Genomic DNA, 18698 nt, shown 5'->3' with positions numbered 1-18698 from the left:
GAGAGCGCCATGTTCAATCTGGAGCAGTTGCTGCACCCCGTCAGCGCCGTCAGTCCATGCGGCGAAGACCTCACCTTCAGCCAGGAGCTCGACGCCATCGCGCGCGCGCGCCAGCACGACGATCCCAGCCTGGACCAGGGCGAGTGGGTGACGGCGCTGAAGGAAGCCGACTGGCCCTTCGTGGCGACGCGCTGCGAACAACTGATCGCGGCGCGCAGCAAGGATTTGCGCGTGGCCGTATGGCTGGCCGAGGCGCACGCGAAGACGCGCCACTTCCGTGGCCTGGGCGATGGCTACGCGCTGCTGGCCGGCCTGTGCGAGCGTTACTGGGAGGGGCTGTACCCGCCGGCGGAAGAGGGCGATCAGGAACAGCGCATCGGCAACGTGTTCTGGCTGCTGTCGCGCACGCCGCAGCTGCTGCGCGAGATCCCGCTGACCGAAGGGACCGAAGGCCTGTATGCGCTGCAGGATTTCGAGGCGGCGCGCCAGCGCGCGGCCGCCAGCCTGGCGCAGGGCGCGGCGGAACAGGGCTGGGGCGATGCGCACCAGGACGACGGGGCGACCCTGGCGCAGATGGAGGCGGCGCGGCACAGGAACACGCGCGCCTTTTCCGCCGGCTTGCTGGCCGATGCACAATACTGCATGCAGTCGCTGCTGGCGTTCGAGCGCAGCGTCGATGCGCGCTTCGGCGCCGATGGCCCGAGTTTTCGCGCCGCGCGCGAAGCGCTGGAAAGCGCCATCCATTTCATCGCGCCGCTGTCGCCTGGGGCGGATCTTGCCGACGCGCCGTCCGCTTCCGGCCAGGTCGCCGGCGGGGGCGGGGGCGCCATCGTGCAGCGCCAGCAGGCGCTGGCCCAGTTGCGCCAGGTGGCCGATTTTTTTCGCCGCACGGAGCCGCACAGCCCCGTCGCCTACCTGGCCGAGAAGGCCGCCAGCTGGGGCGAGCTGCCGCTGCACCTGTGGCTGCGCGCCGTCGTGAAGGACTCGAATACCCTGGCGCAGCTCGACGACATGCTGGGCACGAACAGCGCGAATGGATGATGGCGTTACCCCCTTCCATGCTACTCTTCGGGCATGTCCAGAATGCTCATGTTGCCTGCCGCCCTATGCCTGTCCATCGCCGCCAGCGCGCGGGCCGGTGCGGCGGTGCCGCTGGTGATTTATGGCGACGATGATTATCCGCCGTACTCCTACGTTGAGAATGGCCGGATGAAAGGCATCTATACGGAGATCGTGCGCGAAGCAACGCAATCGATGCCGCGGTATGCGGTGCAGCTGCGTCCCGTGCCCTGGAAACGGGGCGTGCTGATGCTGCAGACGGGCGATGCCTTCGCCCTGTATCCGCCGTATTCGTGGCGCAGCGAGCGGCCGTACCTGCGCTATTCCGTGCCGCTGCTGATGGAGCAGCTGGTGGTGCTGTGCAACCAGGACGTGCTGGCCAGGCGCAGGCTGCAGCAGTGGCCCGTCGATTACGCCGGCCTGCACCTCGGCGTGAACGCGGGGTTTTTGCTGGGCGATGCAGGGCTGATGGCGTCCTTGCGCGCTGAAAAAATCGTGCTCGACCCGGCCAAGGGTACGCGCACGAATCTGCTCAAGCTGATGCGCGGGCGTATCGATTGCTATGTCAGCGACCGTCTGTCGGCGCAGTGGGAATTGCAGCGCATCCGGCGCGAGGGGCCGCCGGGCACGCCGATGCAGGCGATACAGGAAACGGCGCAGCTGGCCAGCCAGCAGGGCCACCTCGGTTTTACGGTGCGCCGGCCGGTCGCCTACCCCTATCGCGATGACTTTATCGAACAATTCAATGCCGCCATCGTGCGCATGCAAAACAATGGCGCGATCCGTCGCATCGTCGACCACGCGCTGCAACCCTGATTCCATCTGTGGAGAAGACCATGAAAAAACTGCTGTTCCTGACAGTGCTCGTGCTGGCCGGCTGCGTGGGCCGTCCCGAGAATATTCATCCCGTCAGTCACTTCGACACGACCCGCTATCTGGGGAAGTGGTATGAGATCGCGCGCCTCGATCACTCGTTCGAGCGTGGCCTGAGCCATGTGACGGCCGATTACAGCCTGCGCCAGGATGGCGGCCTGAAAGTGCTTAACCGCGGCTACAAGGATGCGGATGCGAAGTGGAAGGAAGCGGAAGGCAAGGCGTATTTCGTGGACAAGAAAGACGTGGGCTACCTGAAAGTGTCGTTTTTCGGCCCCTTCTATGGTTCCTACATCGTGTTTGATTTGGACCAGGAAAACTACAGCTATTCCATGATCAGCGGCCCCGACAAGTCGTACTTCTGGTTGCTGTCGCGTACGCCCACCATGGACCCTGCCTTGCAGCAGCGCCTGATCGAGAAAGCCGGTGGCCTGGGTTTTGATACGTCAAAATTGATCTACGTGAAGCAAAACTGACTCTGCCTGCCTGCCGCCCGTTCGTGGCGGCATAGCGCCTTCCGGTTGTTGCTTTTCTGCATGTTATTTCTTGCAATACCACTCTGATTCACTCACAATCTGCTCCAAAGTGGTGCGCTGCGGCGTGCTGCCATTCTGGTGACGCGGGTCGCGTCGCGTCGCCGCTCGTGATTGCCGCACGGCAGATGCCTGCTATCTTGGTTGGTAGTGGTCAGTCGGTTTCGTGGCGTCTGTGCATTGTTTTTTTTCAGATAGGAATCACGCAATGAAAAACCTCAAAATCGGCGTACGCCTCGGTGGCGCTTTTGCCGCCGTCCTGTTCCTGTTGACCAGCCTGACCGTGGTGGGCATCGTGCAGATGCAAAGCGCCAGCAAGGAAACCGATGCGCTCGTCAACGTCAAGGTGCGCAACGAGCGCCTGATCGCCGAGTGGACCAAGGTCATCGAGGTCAATGCGGCGCGCACGGCGGCCGCCTGGAAAGTCAGCGATCCCGAACACCAGAAACAGTTTGAAAAGGAAATGGCGGTGTCGTCGGCACGCGCGACGGAAATCCAGAACGCCATCGGCAAGAGCGAACTGAGCGCGGACGAGCAGGCGCTCTACCAGGAAGTATTGAGCACGCGCAAGGCCTACACGGACGTGCGCAAGAATGTGTTCAAGGCCAAGAATGCGGGCGACCTGGAGCTGGGCAAGCGCCTGTACGAAGGCGACATGGCCGTCAAGCGCGATATCTATCTGGCGTCGCTCAAAAAACTGGAAGTGCTGGAAGCGAAATTGCTCGATGAAACGGCCGCGCAAATCCGTTCGCGCTACGAAAACGGCCGTTTGCTGCTGATCTCGCTGGGCGTGGTGGCCATCTTGCTGGGCATCGCCTGCGCCTACTGGATCACGCGCTCGATCACGCGTCCCATCACGCGTGCCGTCGAGGTGGCGGAAGCCGTTTCCGCTGGCGACCTGACCAGCCATATCGTCGTGGAAAGCCGCGACGAGACGGGGCAATTGATGCATGCGCTGAAAAACATGAACGATAAACTGGTCAGTATCGTGGGCCAGGTGCGCGCCGGCACCGAATCGATCAGCACGGCGTCGAGCGAAATCGCCGCCGGCAACCTGGACTTGTCGTCGCGCACGGAAGAGCAGGCCAGCTCGCTGGAAGAGACGGCGTCTTCCATGGAAGAGCTGACTTCCACCGTGAAACTCAACGCGGACAATGCGCGTAGCGCGAATCAACTGGCCATCGACGCCTCGCAGATCGCCAGCAAGGGCGGCGTGGTGGTATCGGAAGTGGTCAGCACCATGGGCTCGATCAACGATTCCGCGCGCAAGATCGTCGACATCATCAGCGTCATCGACGCCATCGCCTTCCAGACGAATATCCTGGCCCTGAACGCGGCCGTGGAAGCGGCCCGGGCCGGCGAGCAGGGCCGTGGTTTTGCCGTCGTGGCTTCCGAAGTGCGCAACCTGGCACAGCGCTCCAGCGCGGCGGCCAAGGAAATCAAGGGCTTGATCGACGATTCCGTGCAAAAGGTCGAGGCCGGTTCGCAACTGGTGGACAAGGCGGGCCGCACCATGGACGAGATCGTGCAAAGCATCAGCCATGTGACGCAGATCATGAACCAGATCACCGACGCCAGCGATGAACAGCGCGCCGGCATCGAGCAAGTCAACCAGGCCATCGGTCAGATGGACCAGGTAACGCAGCAAAACGCGGCCCTGGTGGAAGAGGCTGCCGCGGCGGCCGAATCCATGCAGGAACAGGCGGCCAGGCTGGCCGACGTGGTGGGCGTGTTCAAACTCGATGCAACGCAGCACTATGTTTCCGCCAGTGCCGCCCCGTCCGTGACGGCGTCCGCACCCGCTGCCACGCGACCTGCCGCGCGGCGCGCCACGCAGCCGACCATGCGACGCGCGTCGGCATCCGCCGTGACCGCGCCGACGCCGGACAAAGCGGCGCCAGCGGAAGCGGTGCGCGCACGCGTGCCGAAGACGCCGGTGGCGTCCGGCGCCGACGAATGGGAAGAGTTTTAAGCGCAGATTCCCCTTGGCATGGCGCGGGCGCTACAATCGCGGCTTGAAGACAGCCGCGCACGCGCTCCGCCATGACCACCCGCCGTACCTCAAGCTCTACCTCCAGCCATCCCTCCAGCCCTGCCGCTGCATCGTCTTTCCAGGCTGAACCGGCCAAACGCGCGCGCTGCCCAGCCTGCTTGCGCGCCGTATCCAGCTGCATCTGCCGCTGGATCGCCCCCGTTGCGCATGCGGTGGATGTGCTGATCCTGCAGCATCCGCTGGAAGCCCACAACGCCAAGGGCAGCGCCCGCTTGCTGCACCTGAGTCTGCCCAACAGCCGCATGCTGACGGGCGAGCAGTTTGCCCCGGAGGTGCTGGCCGAATTGCTGGCCGACAAGCACAATGTGCTGCTGTACCCGGACACGCCAGGCGACCGTTCGCTGGGCATCGCGCCGCCGCCAGCGCTCGACCCCGCCATCTTGCTCGATCCGGCCCGATTCTTGAGCCGATTGCGGCTGGTGGTGCTGGACGCCACCTGGCGCAAGAGCCGCAAGATGCTGTATCTGAATCCCCCGTTGCAACAGTTGCCGCGCCTGCCCCTGCGCGATACGCCCGCTTCCCATTACCTGATCCGCAAGGCGCACGCGCCAGACCAGTTATCGACCCTGGAAGCGACGTGCTATGCCCTGATGCAGTTGGAGCAGGACGCATCCCGCTTCGTTCCCCTGATCGCGGCATTTGACGGCTTTGTCGCGCAGCAGTTGAGTTATGTCATGCCACATGGTGAAAAAGCGTGAAACGGCATCACGCCAGCCCTTGATCTTGCCCGCACAGCGGCATAGTATACTGTACGCATATACAGTTAACGGGGTCGTTCATGAAAGCAATCATTCCAGAGCACGATGACAGCTTTGCCGGGCAAGCCATGTTGCCGCCGCAGTCGCTGAAAGCCCACAAGGGGCGCGGCGCCGTCTCGAACCTGCAAGGGCGCTACGAGGCGCATGCGCGCGCCGGTTTCGATGATGGCTGGAGCGTGGGCGGCCTGGATGAGGGGGCTGGGGAGGAGGCGGCGCCGGGCTGGAAGACGCGGGTCAGCGACGAGCAGGCGCGCACCATCCTCACGCGCAACGCTTCGCCCGATTTGCCGTTCAATGTGTCGCTGAATCCGTACCGGGGTTGCGAACATGGCTGCATTTATTGTTTTGCCCGCCCCACGCACAGCTATCTGGGCTTGTCGCCTGGCCTGGACTTCGAAAGCCGCATCTACGCCAAGGTGAACGCCCCTGAACTGTTGCGGCGCGAACTGGCCAAGCCGTCGTATGTGCCCGAACCGATCGCCCTGGGCGTCAATACTGATGCGTATCAGCCGTGCGAACGCGAACGGCAACTGACGCGGCGCGTGCTGGAAGTGCTGCACGAGTGTGACCACCCCGTCGCGCTGATCACGAAATCGTCGCTGATCGAACGCGATATCGATATTCTGGCGCCGATGGCGGCCAAGCGCCTGGCGGCCGTGGCCGTCACCGTCACCACGCTCGACCCGGCCATCGCGCGCACCCTGGAACCGCGCGCGGCCGCCCCGGCACGGCGGTTGCGCACCATCCGCACCCTGACCGAGGCGGGCATTCCGGTGGGCGTGAGCATCGCGCCCATCATCCCCTTTGTCACGGAGCCGGAAATCGAGCAACTGCTGGAAGCCGTGCGCGACGCGGGCGCCATTCACGCCCACTATGTCGTGCTGCGCCTGCCGTGGGAAGTGAGTCCCTTGTTCCAGCAATGGCTGGAAGCACATTTCCCCGAACGGGCACAGCGCGTGATGAACCGGGTGCGCGAAATGCGTGGCGGGAAGGATTACGACAGCGCCTTCGGCACGCGCATGCGGGGAGAAGGCGTGTGGGCCGACCTGATCCGCCAGCGCTTCGACAAGGCCGTGCACCGGCTGGGGCTGCACGGCAAGGGCGGCCGCTTCAAGCAGCTCGACTGCACGCAGTTCCGCCGGCCGCTGGTGGTGCCGCCGTTGGGCGCAAGAGTAAAAGAAGGTAATGCGGGACAGCTGGATTTGTTTTAAGTGACACCGTCGTCAGCGCTGAGGCCGCAGTGGCGCGCTGCCGCGCTGCAATGCGGTTGACGCTGGCTGGCGGCGGGGCTGGTGCCGCCTGTGGCAGCGAGTGGCACGCCATCGTCCGGGCATCCTGAGGCCGGGGCTGGACTCGGCTTGCCTGAGACCACCTCAGGCGCGGGAGGGTGCTGCGGCGCTGTCAGGGGGAGCTGTCTGGAACTGATCCCGGATCTGATCCTGAAACTGCGCCAGATGCTGCTCGATGGCGAAGACATGCGGGTCACTCTTGCCCAGCTCGCGCAGTGCGTTGGCCAAGTGCAGCAGGTATTCGCTGTTCGGGCCGCTTGGGCCGTGTGAACGGGCGATCTGGCGCGCGATGTCAAGTTCCGGGGCGGCGCCAAGGAAGGCGGCGTTTTCCTCGTTGGCGATGTACACCAGGCCTTCGACCTTGCCGCCATCGTCGAAGGTGATGTTGGTGGCCAGGCGCAAGTAGCCGTTCTTTTCGCGGTGGTCGAGGTGGGCGAAGACTTCGGGCGTGATCAGATAAGCCATGCCGTCGCACACGGCGCCGGCCTGCGGCACGATGGTGGCGACCCGGCCCGGCGCCATCGGCGTGCCACGGTGGTCGTGCGACCCTTGCCAGAAGCGCCGCGTCCAGCCGGCGATGCTGGCGGGACGGCGCTCGATATAGGGGAAGTCGGCCTTGTAGATCAGCGAGCCGTAGCCGAACAGCCAGACCTGTTCGTGGCCGTCGAATTTGTTCATGCGCTGGTTGATGGCGATGGTGGCGGCGTCGATGGGCGACAGGTCGTGCTGGTCAGGCTGCGTCATGGTTCAAGCGGAGAAGGGGCGATGCGCCATTATAAGGCTCTGCCAGCCTGACCGCCGGCCGGCAGGGCATCGCGTGCCGCGCCGCCGCCCGCGCCCACGTTCCACTCGTGCGTCTCGACGAACTGGAACAGGAAGGCCATGAAGCTTTCGGCCGCCGGCGACAGCGAACGGCCCGTTTTCGTGTAGACGAAAAAGCGCCGCGTCAGTTCCGGCTCGTGCAGGGCGCGCATGTGCAAGTTGTATAGTTTGACCATCGGTTCCGCGTACGGCAGGCAGACCGTGATGCCCAGGTTGGCGCTGACCATGGCCAGCGCCGTCGTCATGAAGGTCACTTCATTGTAGGGATTGAGCGACAGCTCGCGAAACGCGCCGTGCATGTCGCGCAGCAGGCGCTCCGTGAACTGGCCCTGCAGCGAGATGAACGGGTAGTCGCCCACGTCGGCCCAGGTGACCCTTTCCTTTTGCCGCAGCGGATGCTGCTCGGGGAAGACCAGCACGAAGGGCATTTCGAACAGCACCTGCGCGGCGATTTCCGCCGTCGGATCGCGTTCGGGGCCGATGCCGAAATCGACTTCGCCGCTGAAGACGCGCGCCGAGACATTCTCCACGGGGCAGTCGACCAGGCGCAGCTGCACGTCCGGGTGCGCCTGGCGGTAGGCGGCGATCACTTCCGGCAGCAGGGTGCACGCCATCATCTGCGGCGCGGCGATGCGCACCATGCCCGTTTTCAGGGCCTTGCGCTGGGCGATGCCGGCCATGGCGCCATCGAGGTCCTCGATCATCTTTTCAAACAGCGGATACAGCTCGCGGCCGATTTCCGACAGCTGCGTCTTGCGCGTGCTGCGCTCGACCACGCGCACGCCCAGCACGCTTTCCAGTTCCTTGATCAAGCCGCTCAAGGCCGACTGCGTCACGTGCAGGTACTCGGCGGCCAGGGTAAAACTGCCGGTCTTGGCCAGCGCCACGAAGGCGCGCATCTGTCGCAGGCTTGGACTCATAAGATAATCCGATAAATCGATAGTTAAAAATTGTTTGTATGATAGCTGGAACTCGATTCTAATGGTGAAAAGCTGAAAAACAGGCCAGCCATCGCGCCCCGCGCGCATCCATTGGAGACAAACACCATGAAGATCAAGCAAATCCACCACGTCGCCTACCGCTGCATCGACGCGAAGAAAACCGTCGAGTGGTACGTCAAGCATTTGAACATGAATTTCGTCCTCGCCATCGCGGAAGACCTGGTGCCGTCGACCAAGGCGCCGGACCCGTACATGCATGTCTTCCTCGACGCGGGCCAGGGCAATGTGCTGGCCTTCTTCGAGCTGCCGACGCAGCCGCCCATGGACCGCGACCGCAATACCCCGGCCTGGGTGCAGCACCTGGCGCTGGAGGTGGGCAGCATGGAAGAGCTGCTGGCCGCCAAGGAGCGCCTGGTGGCCGGCGGCATCGAGGTGCTCGGTCCCGTGAACCATGCCATCTTCCAGTCGATCTATTTTTTCGATCCGAACGGCCACCGCCTGGAACTGGCGGCCAATGTGGGCACGCCTGAAATGATGGCCAAGCTGGACGCCGTCAAATGGGAAATGCTGGAAGAATGGTCGCAGACGCGCCGCGCGCCCAAGCACGCGGCCTGGATGCACGCGCCGGCCGAGGCCTGAACCCCACGGTTCGACACTCCCTGAACACTACGCCAAACAAGGAACACACTCCATGAAACTCGCAACTCTGAAAAACGGCAGCCGCGACGGCGCCCTGATCCTCGTCAGCCGCGACCTGCGCCAGTACCAGCGCGTGGCCGCCATCGCTCCCACCCTGCAGGTCGCGCTCGACAACTGGGACGCCGTGGCGCCGAAACTGGAGCAGGCTTACGCGGCCCTGAACGCGGGCCAGGCGCCGGACGCCCAGCCTTTTGATGCAAAGCAGTGCCACTCGCCGCTGCCGCGCGCCTACCAGTGGGCCGACGGTTCCGCCTACATCAACCACGTGGAACTGGTGCGCAAGGCGCGCAACGCGGAAGTGCCGGCCTCGTTCTACACGGACCCGCTGATGTACCAGGGCGGCTCGGACAGTTTCATCGGCCCGCGCGACCCGATCTTCGCCCTGTCCGAAGAGTGGGGCATTGACCTGGAGGCGGAGGTGGCGGTGATCACGGGCGACGTGGCCATGGGCGCCAGCGTGGCCGACGCGGCCAAGTCCATCCGCCTGGTCATGCTGGTCAACGACGTCTCGCTGCGCAACCTGATTCCGGGCGAACTGGCCAAGGGTTTCGGCTTCTTCCAGTCGAAGGCTGCCAGCGCATTTTCGCCCGTCGCCGTCACGCCCGATGAACTGGGTGCCGACTGGGTCGACAGCAAGCTGCACCTGCCGCTGCTCGTGGACCTCAACGACAAACCGTTCGGCAAACCGAATGCGGGCGAAGACATGACCTTCAATTTTGCCCAACTCGTCGCCCATGCGGCCAAGACGCGTGAACTGGGCACCGGCACCATCGTCGGCTCCGGCACCGTGTCGAACAAACAGGGCAACCTGTTCGGTTCGAGCATCGAAAATGGCGGCGTGGGTTACTGCTGCCTGGCCGAAGTGCGCATGTATGAAACCATCGAGCACGGCGCGCCAAAGACGGCCTATCTGAAGTTTGGCGACACGGTGCGCATCGAAATGCGCGACGCGGCGGGCGCCAGCATCTTCGGCAGCATCGAGCAGACCGTGGCCCTGTACGCCGGCGCCACGCGCGCCTGAGGAGGCCGCCCATGAAGCTGTACACCTACTTTCGCAGTTCGGCCGCCTATCGCGTGCGCATCGCCCTCAACCTGAAGGGCATCGATTACGACAGCATCCCCGTGCATCTGCTGCAGGATGGCGGCCAGCAACTGCTGCCAGCTTACCGCGCCGTCAATCCGTCGGCGCTGGTGCCGGCGCTCGACGACGACGGCGCCATCCTGACGCAGTCGCTGGCCATGCTCGAATACCTCGACGAGACGCGCCCTGGCGTGCCCTTGCTGCCGGCGGACCCGTTGGAACGGGCGCGCGTGCGCGCGCTGGCGCTGGCGATCGCTTGCGATGCGCATCCGCTGACGAATCTGCGCGTCTTGAAATATTTGAAAAACACCCTGGGGCTGTCGGACGAGGCCAAACAGGAGTGGTACCGCCACTGGATGGCCGAAGGGCTGGCGGCCGTGGAAGCGCTGCTGGCGCAGGGCGACCCGGCCGGCAAGGGCCTGTTCTGCCATGGCGACAGCCCGACGATGGCCGATTGCTGCCTGGTGCCGCAAGTGTTCAATGCGCAGCGCTTCGCCATCGACCTGGCGCCATACCCGCGCGTGGCGCGCATCCACGCGCATTGCGCCGGTTTGCCGGCGTTTGTCGCCGCGCATCCGTCGCAACAGCCCGATGCAGAATAGTTTTATAAGGCGAAATGCGGAAAACCCCGTCTGGCAACAGGCGGGGTTTTTTTTGGCTCTGTCATCGGCAAATAGGGGAAATGCCGGAATCTTCCCATGGCGGTGCTGTCTGACTCTGCATACCCACCACGCAGGGAGCAGATCATGCAGCCAGCCGAATGGATCAGCTTTATCGCGCAGTTTGCGCACTTGAACCGGCGCCAGCGGCAGGCGGGCATGGCCCTGCTGCATGGCAACACGCCTCACGACGCGACCGTCGCGCTGCTGGAAGGCGTGGCGCAGTCGCGCTTGGCCTGTCCCGCCTGCCACTCGCCCCATCTGCATCGGCATGGCCATGCGCACGGCCTGCAGCGCTACCGCTGCGTGCCCTGCGGGCGCACCTTCAATGCCTTGACGGGCACGCCGCTGGCCCACCTGCGCCATAAGTCGCTGTGGCTCGACTACGCCGATTGCCTGCTTGCATCGGATTCCGTGCGCAAGGCGGCGCGACAACTGGGCGTGCACCGCAACACCACGTTTCGCTGGCGCCACCGATTTTTATCGTTGGCAAAAACGGACCGGCCGCATGGCCTGCATGGCATCGCCGAGGCTGACGAGTTATACGTGCTGGAATCGGAAAAAGGGGCGCGACAGATGACGCGTCCGGCCCGCCGCCGCGGCGGCCATGCGCAACGGCGCGGCATATCCAACGAGCAAGTCTGCATCCTGGTGGCGCGCGACCGCACGGGCCAGACCCTCGATTTTGTCACCGGCAAAGGGCAACTGACGAAGGCGCAGCTGCACCGCTGTTTGTTGCCCGTCATCGACAAGGATATCCTGCTGGTCACGGATGGCCATGCCGCCTACCGGGCGTTTGCGCGGGAAGCGGGCCTCAGCCACCAGGCCGTCAACTTGCGCGCCGGCATCCGTATGCGCGGCGCCGCGCATGTGCAGAACGTCAATGCATATCACAGCCGCCTGCGCGAATGGTTAAGGCCGTTTCACGGCGTGGCCACGCGCTACCTGCCAAACTACCTAGGCTGGCGCTGGATACTCGACGCCAGACGCATCCGCTCACCCGAAACGTTATTGAAAGCAACATTGGGCGCATTCCCACATCTGACGGTGACATAGCCTTTTTTTATGCGTGCTTGATTTGCGGCAGTCAATGCGCGCTTGCCGGTGCGCTACAATTTGCGTTTGCCCAAATACTTCACGTCCCCATGACCGCAACAACCGTTCCTGCCAGCATCACCGACGCCCTGTCACTGGCGCATGCCTCCTGGCGTCCCATCGTGCTGCGCGGCTTGCACGCCGTGATGGCGGCCGACCCAGCCTACCTGCCGGCGCTGGCCGCCGATGATTACCTGCCCACGCAGGGCCGGCTGTTCGCCGCCTTTGCCCTGCCGCTGGCGCAGGTGCGCTACGTGCTGGTGGGCGAGGGGCCGTATCCGCGCGCCGACAGCGCCACGGGCGTGTGCTTCATGGATGGCGCCGTCGGCAGCCTGTGGTCTGCCACGGGCCTGTCAAAACCCGTCAACCGCGCCACGTCCTTGCGCAACTTCATGAAGATGCTGCTGGTGGCCGACGGCCAGTTGCAGGGCGGCGACACGTCCGGCGCGGCCATGGCGCCCGTGGCGGCCGCCGCGCAGTTGCCGGACAGTAGCGTCATCCAGACCCTGCCCGACTTGCAGCGCAAGATGACGGAGCAGGGCTTCTTGCTGCTCAACGCGGCGCTGGTGTTCCGTTCCCACGTGCCGCCCGTGCAGGATGCGCGCGGCTGGCTGCCCTTCCTGCAGGTGGTGCTGGAAGCGCTGGCGCAACAGGGCGGGGCGGTACCGCCGCAATTGGTGCTGTGGGGTAAGATTGCCGAGCTCATCAAACGGCTGCCGGTGGCGGCATCCTTGCCGCAGGTGACGGCGGAACATCCGTATAATCTGTCCTTTATCGGCAATCGTGACATGCAGGCCCTGTTTGGCCCGATGCAACTATTGCGTGCTTGAGCTTGAATCATCGCCTGTCTGGCGGAAGTGCGGGGAATATGCAAATCAGTAATGTGGAAGAATTGAAGGCGTGGATCGCGGCGGGCGGCGTGCCCGACTATCTGTATTTCTGGGGCCACACGCCGGCGCAGCCGCAGGTGCCCGACAAAAGCTGCTTCAGCCAGTGGTTTCCGTCACCGTTCAGCCTTGCCGGCGTGACGTACGCGACGGCCGAACACTACATGATGGCGCAAAAGGCGGCCCTGTTTGGCGACACGGCCGTGCAGGCGCGCATCGTGGCGGCCGAGCGGCCGTCGGAAGTGAAAAAGCTGGGACGCGAAGTGGCGAACTTCGACGCCAAAGTGTGGGAAGCGGCGCGGGCCGGCATCGTCTTCGATGGCAATTTCGCCAAGTTCTCGCAAAAGGCCGCGCTGCGCAAGTTTTTGCTGGGCACGGGCGAGCGCGTCATCGTCGAAGCCAGTCCCGTCGACCGCATCTGGGGCGTGGGCCTGGCGTCGGACAATCCGCGCATCGGCGATCCGTCGCGCTGGGACGGCTTGAACCTGCTGGGGTTTGAACTGATGAAAGTGCGGACCGCTTTACGGGGCTGAAAACGCCCTGCGATTTCCTGACTGTTGTTTTCCTGATGCCGCCGCGCCTGGCGCGGCTGGCCATGCCCCTGCCAGCCCTGTGGTCATCGAGGGGCGCTCTGACAAACCCCGCCGAATTTGTTATACTTGACTAAATCATTCAACTACTCAGGGTTTGAGAAGTTGAAAAGCCGCAATATTTTAAACTAGTTGAACCGAGGATGTATGCGTCTGACTACAAAAGGCCGTTTTGCCGTGACTGCAATGATCGATCTTGCCCTGCGCCAGGGCAAAGGTCCGGTCACCTTGTCCGGCATCAGCCAGCGCCAGTCGATTTCCCTGTCCTACCTGGAACAGCTGTTCGGCAAGTTGCGCCGCCATGAGATCGTCGAATCGATCCGTGGTCCCGGCGGCGGCTACAGCCTGGCGCGCCGTGCCGACAAGGTGACGGTGGCCGACATCATCATCGCCGTCGACGAGCCGCTCGATGCCACGCAGTGCGGCGGCAAGGAACATTGCCACGGCGCCGACGCGGCCACGGGGGCGCGCTGCATGACGCATGAATTGTGGTCCACGCTCAACGAAAAAATGGTCGATTATCTGGATTCTGTGTCCTTGCAGGACCTGGTCGACCAGCAGAGACAAAAGATTGCCGAACAAAGCGTGATGGTGATGCACCGTAACCACGCCGCCCTCGGTTGAACATTACAAAATACTAAGTTGCTGATTGCAGGAGTTATTGATGAACGCCCCAGAAAAAAACGTAGGCCAAGTGCACTTTGAAACCGCACCGCATTTCCCGATCTACATGGATTACTCGGCCACGACGCCGATCGATCCACGCGTCGCTGACAAGATGATTCCCTACCTGCGCGAGCAGTTCGGCAATCCGGCATCGCGCAGCCACATGTATGGCTGGACGGCGGAAAAAGCCGTGGAAGAGGCACGCGGCCACGTGGCGGCCCTGGTGAACGCGGATCCGCGCGAAATCATCTGGACCTCCGGCGCAACGGAAAGCAACAACCTGGCCATCAAGGGCGCGGCGCAGTTCTACAAGACCAAGGGCAAGCACATCATCACCGTCAAGACCGAACACAAATCGGTGCTCGACACGGTGCGCGAACTGGAACGCATTGGCTTCGAAGCGACCTACCTGGAGCCGCAGGACAACGGTCTGATCACCGTCGAGCAGCTGGCCGCGGCCGTGCGCCCGGACACCATCCTCGTGTCGGTCATGCTGGTGAACAATGAAATCGGCGTGATCCAGCCAATCGACGAGATCGGCGTGTTCTGCCGCTCGAAAGGCATCATCTTCCATTGCGACGCCGCGCAAGCGACGGGCAAGGTCGTCATCGACCTGCAAAAGACCAAGGTCGACCTGATGACTTTCACGGCGCATAAAACCTACGGCCCGAAAGGCGTGGGCGCCCTGTACGTGTGCCGCAAGCCGCGTGTGCGCCTGGAAGCGCAGATGCACGGCGGCGGCCATGAGCGCGGCCTGCGCTCGGGCACCCTGCCGACGCACCAGATCGTCGGCATGGGCGAGAGTTTCCGCATCGCCAAGGAAGAGATGGACAGCGAAATCGGCCGCATCAAGGCCTTGCGCGACCGCCTGGCCAAGGGCTTGCAAGAGATCGAAGAAGTTTACATCAATGGCGACATGGATCACCGCGTGCCGCATAACCTGAACGTCAGCTTCAACTACGTCGAAGGCGAGTCGCTGATCATGGCGATCAAGGATATCGCCGTGTCGTCCGGTTCGGCCTGCACCTCGGCCAGCCTGGAGCCATCGTACGTGCTGCGCGCCCTGGGCCGCAGCGACGAACTGGCGCACAGCTCGATCCGCTTCACCATCGGCCGCTTCTCGACCGAGGAAGACATCGATTTCGCCGTCAACCTGCTGAAATCGAAAGTCCACAAATTGCGTGAGCTGTCGCCGCTGTGGGACATGTTCAAGGAAGGGATCGACATCAATTCGATCCAATGGGCAGCCCACTAACCAACACCGTGGCCTCTGTTGACGGGGGCCGGCAAGAATATTAAAGGAGCATCAAAATGGCTTACTCGGACAAAGTACTCGATCACTACGAAAACCCGCGCAACGTGGGCGCTTTCGACAAGGGTGATGAAACCATCGGCACCGGCATGGTAGGCGCGCCCGCCTGCGGCGACGTGATGAAACTGCAGATCAAGGTCGGCGCCGACGGCCTGATCGAAGATGCGAAATTCAAGACGTATGGCTGCGGTTCGGCCATCGCCTCGAGCTCGCTGGTAACGGAGTGGGTCAAGGGCAAGACCCTGGACCAGGCGCTGGCCATCAAGAACACGCAGATCGCCGAAGAACTGGCCCTGCCGCCGGTGAAGATCCACTGCTCGATCCTGGCGGAAGACGCCATCAAGGCCGCTGTTCTGGATTACCAGACCCGTCACCCGGCAGCAGCTTAAACGTTGGCAGCCCGCCCCGGCCGCAAGGCCGGGGCCGTTACGGAGAAATACATGATCACACTGACCGAAAAAGCGGCGAAACACATCAACCGTTATATCGAACGGCGCGGCAAGGGCATGGGCCTGCGCTTTGGCGTGCGTACCACGGGCTGCTCGGGCCTGGCCTACAAGCTGGAATACGTCGATGAAGTGGCGGCCGAAGACAGCGTCTTCGAATCGCACGGCGTGAAGGTCTTCGTCGACCCGAAAAGCCTGCCTTACATCGACGGCACGGAACTCGATTTCGCGCGCGAAGGCTTGAACGAAGGCTTCAAGTTCCACAATCCGAACGAAAAAGACGCCTGCGGCTGCGGCGAGTCCTTCAGGATTTAAACAGCTGGCAAGACCCCGGTCGGTGCGCTGTACCCATCGATTGCGGTACAGCGACCACTGACCATTATGCAAAACCACTTCGAATTATTCCAGTTGCCGGCGCAGTTCGGGCTCGACATGAGCGCGCTCGACGCGGCCTACCGCGACGTGCAGGGCAAGGTCCATCCGGACCGCTTCATCAACGCCAGCAGCGCTGAAAAGCGTGTGGCGATGCAATGGGCCACGCGCGCCAATGAAGCCTATCAAACCCTGAAAAGCCCGCAAAAACGCGCGCAATACCTGTGCGAACTCCATGGCGTCGACCTGCAGACGGAGTCGAACACGGCCATGCCCGTCAGCTTCCTGATGCAGCAGATGGAATGGCGCGAGGAGCTGGGCGACGCCCGTGCCGGCAAGGATGCCGACGCGCTCGACGCCCTGGACCGCCAGCTGCGCGGCGAACGCAAGGCCTTGCTGGCCCAGGTGGCGGCCCAGCTGGACGCCGCCGACTACGTGAATGCGGCGCAAAGCGTGCGCGCCCTGATGTTCCTCGACAAATTCGCCGAGGAGGTGCGTTTTGCCTATGAAGCCATCGAGGCTTGACAGGCCAAGCGCCAGTCCGGCGCGCGTCTTATAATGCGCGACAGGCATCAGCTGCATCACGCAAAAAATTAATCGAGGCACGAATACAATGGCACTTCTGCAAATTTCCGAACCAGGCATGTCGACCGCGCCGCACCAGCACCGCCTGGCCGTCGGCATCGATCTGGGCACCACCAATTCCCTGGTCGCCACGGTGCGAAACAGCATCCCCGAGGTGCTCAATGACGAAGACGGGCGCTCATTGCTGCCTTCCGTCGTGCGTTACCTGCCGAACGGCCATGCGAACATCGGCTACAAGGCCCTGTCCGCGCAAACCACCGACCCGAAGAACACCATCGTTTCCGTCAAGCGCTTCATGGGCCGCGGCCTGGCCGACATCGCCTACGCGGAAAACCTGCCCTACGACTTCCAGGACACGCCTGGCATGGTGCAGCTGAAAACCGTGGCCGGCGTGAAAAGCCCGGTCGAAGTGTCGGCGCAAATCCTCGCCACCCTGCGCCAGCGCGCGGAGGATTCCTTGGGCGACGACCTGGTGGGCGCCGTGATCACCGTGCCAGCGTACTTTGACGACGCGCAGCGCCAGGCGACGAAAGACGCGGCGCAGCTGGCCGGCATCAACGTGCTGCGCCTGTTGAGCGAGCCGACGGCCGCCGCCATCGCGTATGGCCTCGACAACGCCTCCGAAGGCGTGTACGCCGTGTATGACCTGGGCGGCGGCACCTTCGACATCTCGATCCTGAAACTGAGCAAGGGTGTCTTTGAAGTCTTGTCCACGGGCGGCGATTCGGCCCTGGGCGGCGACGATTTCGACCGCCGCCTGTTCTGCTGGATCAGCGAACACGCCAAGCTGGCGCCGCTGTCGGACGAAGACACGGCCATCCTGATGGTGAAGGCGCGCGAGATCAAGGAAACGCTGTCGACCAAGTCGGAAACGATGATCGACGCGGCCCTGAACTCGGGCGAAGAAATCCACCTGCGCATCACGGCGGCCGACTTTGCCGCCATGACGCAGCACCTGGTGGCCAAGACCATGAACGCCATCAAGAAGGCCCTGCGCGACGCGAACGTGGATGCGGACGACGTCGACGGCGTGGTGATGGTGGGCGGCGCCACGCGCATGCCGCACGTGCAGCGCGCCGTGAGCGAATTCTTCCACACGACGCCGCACGCGAATATCGACCCGGACAAGGTGGTGGCGCTGGGCGCGGCCATCCAGGCGAACTTGCTGGCTGGCAACCGCGCCGCCGGCGACGACTGGCTGCTGCTGGACGTGATCCCGCTGTCGCTGGGCATCGAGACCATGGGCGGACTGGTGGAGAAAATCATCCCGCGCAATTCGACGATCCCGTGCGCGCGCGCGCAGGAATTCACGACCTTTAAAGATGGCCAGACGGCGCTCGCCGTGCACGTGCTGCAGGGCGAGCGCGAACTGGTCAGCGATTGCCGCTCCCTGGCGCGCTTCGAGCTGCGCGGCATCCCGCCGATGGTGGCGGGCGCCGCGCGCATCCGCATCACGTACCAGGTCGATGCGGACGGCTTGCTGTCCGTCTCGGCGCGCGAGCTGCGCTCGGGCGTGGAAGCGTCGATCAGCGTCAAGCCGGCCTACGGCCTGGGAGATGACGACATCGCCCGCATGCTGCAGGATTCGTACACCTCGGCCGACGTCGACATGGTGGCGCGCGCGCTGCGCGAAGAGCAGGTGGAAGCGGAACGCATCCTGCTGGCCACGCAGTCGGCGCTCGATGAAGACGGCGGCTTGCTCGACGATGCGGAACGCGTCGCCGTGGATGGCTTGATGCAGCGCGTGCGCGACGCCATCGCGCAATCGCAAAGCGGCGCCATCGACCACCAGGCCCTGAAGCTGGCGATTGAGGCGCTGGCCGACGGCACCGAGGATTTCGCTTCGCGCCGCATGGACCGCAGCGTGCGCACGGCCTTGACGGGCAAGTCCCTGGACCAGGTCGTATAAAACCAATTGAACAGCGGGCCGCGCACATGTCGCGGCCGCGCACCGAATGACAGACTGAAAGAAGACACC

20 protein-coding genes are annotated in these 18698 nt (G+C 63.6%); 18 read left to right on the top strand and 2 right to left on the bottom strand.

Annotated elements, in window-relative coordinates:
* Window positions 1-9 precede the first annotated feature (9 nt).
* The 6 genes from tssA (at window position 10) to GCN78_RS00815 (ending at window position 6487) form a co-directional block, all read left to right on the top strand.
* Window positions 10-1041, top strand: coding sequence for a type VI secretion system protein TssA (gene tssA, locus GCN78_RS00840; protein WP_152249949.1), 1032 nt, complete (start codon window positions 10-12; stop codon window positions 1039-1041).
* 48 nt (window positions 1042-1089) lie between these two features.
* Window positions 1090-1875 carry a substrate-binding periplasmic protein gene (locus GCN78_RS00835; RefSeq protein WP_226939398.1) on the top strand — a complete coding sequence of 262 codons (786 nt, stop codon included), beginning with the start codon at window positions 1090-1092 and terminating at the stop codon, window positions 1873-1875.
* Between the two features lie 20 nt (window positions 1876-1895).
* On the top strand, window positions 1896-2408 hold the full coding sequence (locus tag GCN78_RS00830; RefSeq protein WP_152249945.1) for a lipocalin family protein: 513 nt from the start codon (window positions 1896-1898) through the stop codon (window positions 2406-2408).
* A gap of 265 nt (window positions 2409-2673) precedes the next feature.
* Window positions 2674-4437, top strand: a complete 1764-nt coding sequence (locus GCN78_RS00825; RefSeq protein ID WP_152249943.1) for a methyl-accepting chemotaxis protein — start codon at window positions 2674-2676, stop codon at window positions 4435-4437.
* Window positions 4438-4508: 71 nt separating this feature from the next.
* A complete protein-coding gene (locus GCN78_RS00820; RefSeq protein WP_152249941.1) occupies window positions 4509-5216 on the top strand; it encodes a tRNA-uridine aminocarboxypropyltransferase in 708 nt (235 codons plus the stop codon).
* Between the two features lie 128 nt (window positions 5217-5344).
* Window positions 5345-6487 carry a PA0069 family radical SAM protein gene (locus GCN78_RS00815; protein ID WP_152250266.1) on the top strand — a complete coding sequence of 381 codons (1143 nt, stop codon included), beginning with the start codon at window positions 5345-5347 and terminating at the stop codon, window positions 6485-6487.
* A 162-nt stretch (window positions 6488-6649) separates the two neighbouring features.
* Here GCN78_RS00815 and GCN78_RS00810 read toward each other — a convergent pair whose 3' ends face one another.
* Window positions 6650-7276 carry a gamma-glutamylcyclotransferase gene (locus GCN78_RS00810; protein ID WP_152250265.1) on the bottom strand — a complete coding sequence of 209 codons (627 nt, stop codon included), beginning with the start codon at window positions 7274-7276 and terminating at the stop codon, window positions 6650-6652.
* 62 nt (window positions 7277-7338) lie between these two features.
* On the bottom strand, window positions 7339-8307 hold the full coding sequence (locus GCN78_RS00805) for a LysR family transcriptional regulator (RefSeq protein WP_152249939.1): 969 nt from the start codon (window positions 8305-8307) through the stop codon (window positions 7339-7341).
* A 126-nt stretch (window positions 8308-8433) separates the two neighbouring features.
* Here GCN78_RS00805 and GCN78_RS00800 point away from each other — a divergent pair, with 126 nt between their 5' ends.
* From GCN78_RS00800 to hscA, 12 genes are all read left to right on the top strand, one after another.
* A complete protein-coding gene (locus GCN78_RS00800) occupies window positions 8434-8967 on the top strand; it encodes a VOC family protein (protein ID WP_152249937.1) in 534 nt (177 codons plus the stop codon).
* A gap of 52 nt (window positions 8968-9019) precedes the next feature.
* Window positions 9020-10048 carry a fumarylacetoacetate hydrolase family protein gene (locus GCN78_RS00795; RefSeq protein ID WP_152249935.1) on the top strand — a complete coding sequence of 343 codons (1029 nt, stop codon included), beginning with the start codon at window positions 9020-9022 and terminating at the stop codon, window positions 10046-10048.
* 11 nt (window positions 10049-10059) lie between these two features.
* Complete coding sequence (gene maiA, locus GCN78_RS00790; RefSeq protein ID WP_152249933.1) at window positions 10060-10710, top strand: maleylacetoacetate isomerase; 651 nt, start codon at window positions 10060-10062, stop codon at window positions 10708-10710.
* 144 nt (window positions 10711-10854) lie between these two features.
* On the top strand, window positions 10855-11823 hold the full coding sequence (locus GCN78_RS00785; protein ID WP_152249931.1) for an IS1595 family transposase: 969 nt from the start codon (window positions 10855-10857) through the stop codon (window positions 11821-11823).
* An 89-nt stretch (window positions 11824-11912) separates the two neighbouring features.
* Window positions 11913-12692, top strand: coding sequence for a uracil-DNA glycosylase family protein (locus tag GCN78_RS00780; RefSeq protein WP_152249929.1), 780 nt, complete (start codon window positions 11913-11915; stop codon window positions 12690-12692).
* Window positions 12693-12730: 38 nt separating this feature from the next.
* The gene (locus tag GCN78_RS00775; protein ID WP_152249927.1) at window positions 12731-13282 is read left to right on the top strand and encodes an NADAR family protein; all 552 of its coding nucleotides are present in this window, start codon (window positions 12731-12733) and stop codon (window positions 13280-13282) included.
* Window positions 13283-13486: 204 nt separating this feature from the next.
* Window positions 13487-13963: a Fe-S cluster assembly transcriptional regulator IscR gene (gene iscR / locus GCN78_RS00770; RefSeq protein WP_034779566.1), complete on the top strand. Its 477-nt coding sequence runs from the start codon at window positions 13487-13489 to the stop codon at window positions 13961-13963.
* A 40-nt stretch (window positions 13964-14003) separates the two neighbouring features.
* The gene (locus GCN78_RS00765; protein ID WP_070288779.1) at window positions 14004-15260 is read left to right on the top strand and encodes an IscS subfamily cysteine desulfurase; all 1257 of its coding nucleotides are present in this window, start codon (window positions 14004-14006) and stop codon (window positions 15258-15260) included.
* 56 nt (window positions 15261-15316) lie between these two features.
* Window positions 15317-15706, top strand: a complete 390-nt coding sequence (gene iscU, locus GCN78_RS00760; protein ID WP_034779562.1) for a Fe-S cluster assembly scaffold IscU — start codon at window positions 15317-15319, stop codon at window positions 15704-15706.
* A 51-nt stretch (window positions 15707-15757) separates the two neighbouring features.
* Window positions 15758-16078 carry an iron-sulfur cluster assembly protein IscA gene (gene iscA / locus GCN78_RS00755; protein WP_010399774.1) on the top strand — a complete coding sequence of 107 codons (321 nt, stop codon included), beginning with the start codon at window positions 15758-15760 and terminating at the stop codon, window positions 16076-16078.
* Between the two features lie 66 nt (window positions 16079-16144).
* Entirely contained in the window at window positions 16145-16660 is a 516-nt protein-coding gene (gene hscB / locus GCN78_RS00750; RefSeq protein ID WP_152249925.1) for a Fe-S protein assembly co-chaperone HscB, read from the top strand.
* Window positions 16661-16748: 88 nt separating this feature from the next.
* A complete protein-coding gene (hscA, locus tag GCN78_RS00745; protein ID WP_152249923.1) occupies window positions 16749-18629 on the top strand; it encodes a Fe-S protein assembly chaperone HscA in 1881 nt (626 codons plus the stop codon).
* Window positions 18630-18698: the final 69 nt, after the last annotated feature.

The sequence above is a fragment of the Janthinobacterium rivuli genome, assembly GCF_009208735.1.
Lineage (GTDB): Bacteria > Pseudomonadota > Gammaproteobacteria > Burkholderiales > Burkholderiaceae_D > Janthinobacterium.
This window is presented reverse-complemented; position numbering and strand designations above follow the sequence as displayed.

Excerpts from the sequence above, each read along its gene's own strand:
- tssA (WP_152249949.1), top strand. The coding sequence starts at position 10 with ATGTTCAATCTGGAGCAGTTGCTGCACCCCGTCAGCGCCGTCAGTCCA.
- GCN78_RS00835 (WP_226939398.1), top strand. The coding sequence starts at position 1,090 with ATGTTGCCTGCCGCCCTATGCCTGTCCATCGCCGCCAGCGCGCGGGCC.
- GCN78_RS00830 (WP_152249945.1), top strand. The coding sequence starts at position 1,896 with ATGAAAAAACTGCTGTTCCTGACAGTGCTCGTGCTGGCCGGCTGCGTG.
- GCN78_RS00825 (WP_152249943.1), top strand. The coding sequence starts at position 2,674 with ATGAAAAACCTCAAAATCGGCGTACGCCTCGGTGGCGCTTTTGCCGCC.
- GCN78_RS00820 (WP_152249941.1), top strand. The coding sequence starts at position 4,509 with ATGACCACCCGCCGTACCTCAAGCTCTACCTCCAGCCATCCCTCCAGC.
- GCN78_RS00815 (WP_152250266.1), top strand. The coding sequence starts at position 5,345 with ATGTTGCCGCCGCAGTCGCTGAAAGCCCACAAGGGGCGCGGCGCCGTC.
- GCN78_RS00805 (WP_152249939.1), bottom strand. The coding sequence starts at position 8,307 with ATGAGTCCAAGCCTGCGACAGATGCGCGCCTTCGTGGCGCTGGCCAAG.
- GCN78_RS00800 (WP_152249937.1), top strand. The coding sequence starts at position 8,434 with ATGAAGATCAAGCAAATCCACCACGTCGCCTACCGCTGCATCGACGCG.
- GCN78_RS00795 (WP_152249935.1), top strand. The coding sequence starts at position 9,020 with ATGAAACTCGCAACTCTGAAAAACGGCAGCCGCGACGGCGCCCTGATC.
- maiA (WP_152249933.1), top strand. The coding sequence starts at position 10,060 with ATGAAGCTGTACACCTACTTTCGCAGTTCGGCCGCCTATCGCGTGCGC.
- GCN78_RS00785 (WP_152249931.1), top strand. The coding sequence starts at position 10,855 with ATGCAGCCAGCCGAATGGATCAGCTTTATCGCGCAGTTTGCGCACTTG.
- GCN78_RS00780 (WP_152249929.1), top strand. The coding sequence starts at position 11,913 with ATGACCGCAACAACCGTTCCTGCCAGCATCACCGACGCCCTGTCACTG.
- GCN78_RS00775 (WP_152249927.1), top strand. The coding sequence starts at position 12,731 with ATGCAAATCAGTAATGTGGAAGAATTGAAGGCGTGGATCGCGGCGGGC.
- iscR (WP_034779566.1), top strand. The coding sequence starts at position 13,487 with ATGCGTCTGACTACAAAAGGCCGTTTTGCCGTGACTGCAATGATCGAT.
- GCN78_RS00765 (WP_070288779.1), top strand. The coding sequence starts at position 14,004 with ATGAACGCCCCAGAAAAAAACGTAGGCCAAGTGCACTTTGAAACCGCA.
- iscU (WP_034779562.1), top strand. The coding sequence starts at position 15,317 with ATGGCTTACTCGGACAAAGTACTCGATCACTACGAAAACCCGCGCAAC.
- iscA (WP_010399774.1), top strand. The coding sequence starts at position 15,758 with ATGATCACACTGACCGAAAAAGCGGCGAAACACATCAACCGTTATATC.
- hscB (WP_152249925.1), top strand. The coding sequence starts at position 16,145 with ATGCAAAACCACTTCGAATTATTCCAGTTGCCGGCGCAGTTCGGGCTC.
- hscA (WP_152249923.1), top strand. The coding sequence starts at position 16,749 with ATGGCACTTCTGCAAATTTCCGAACCAGGCATGTCGACCGCGCCGCAC.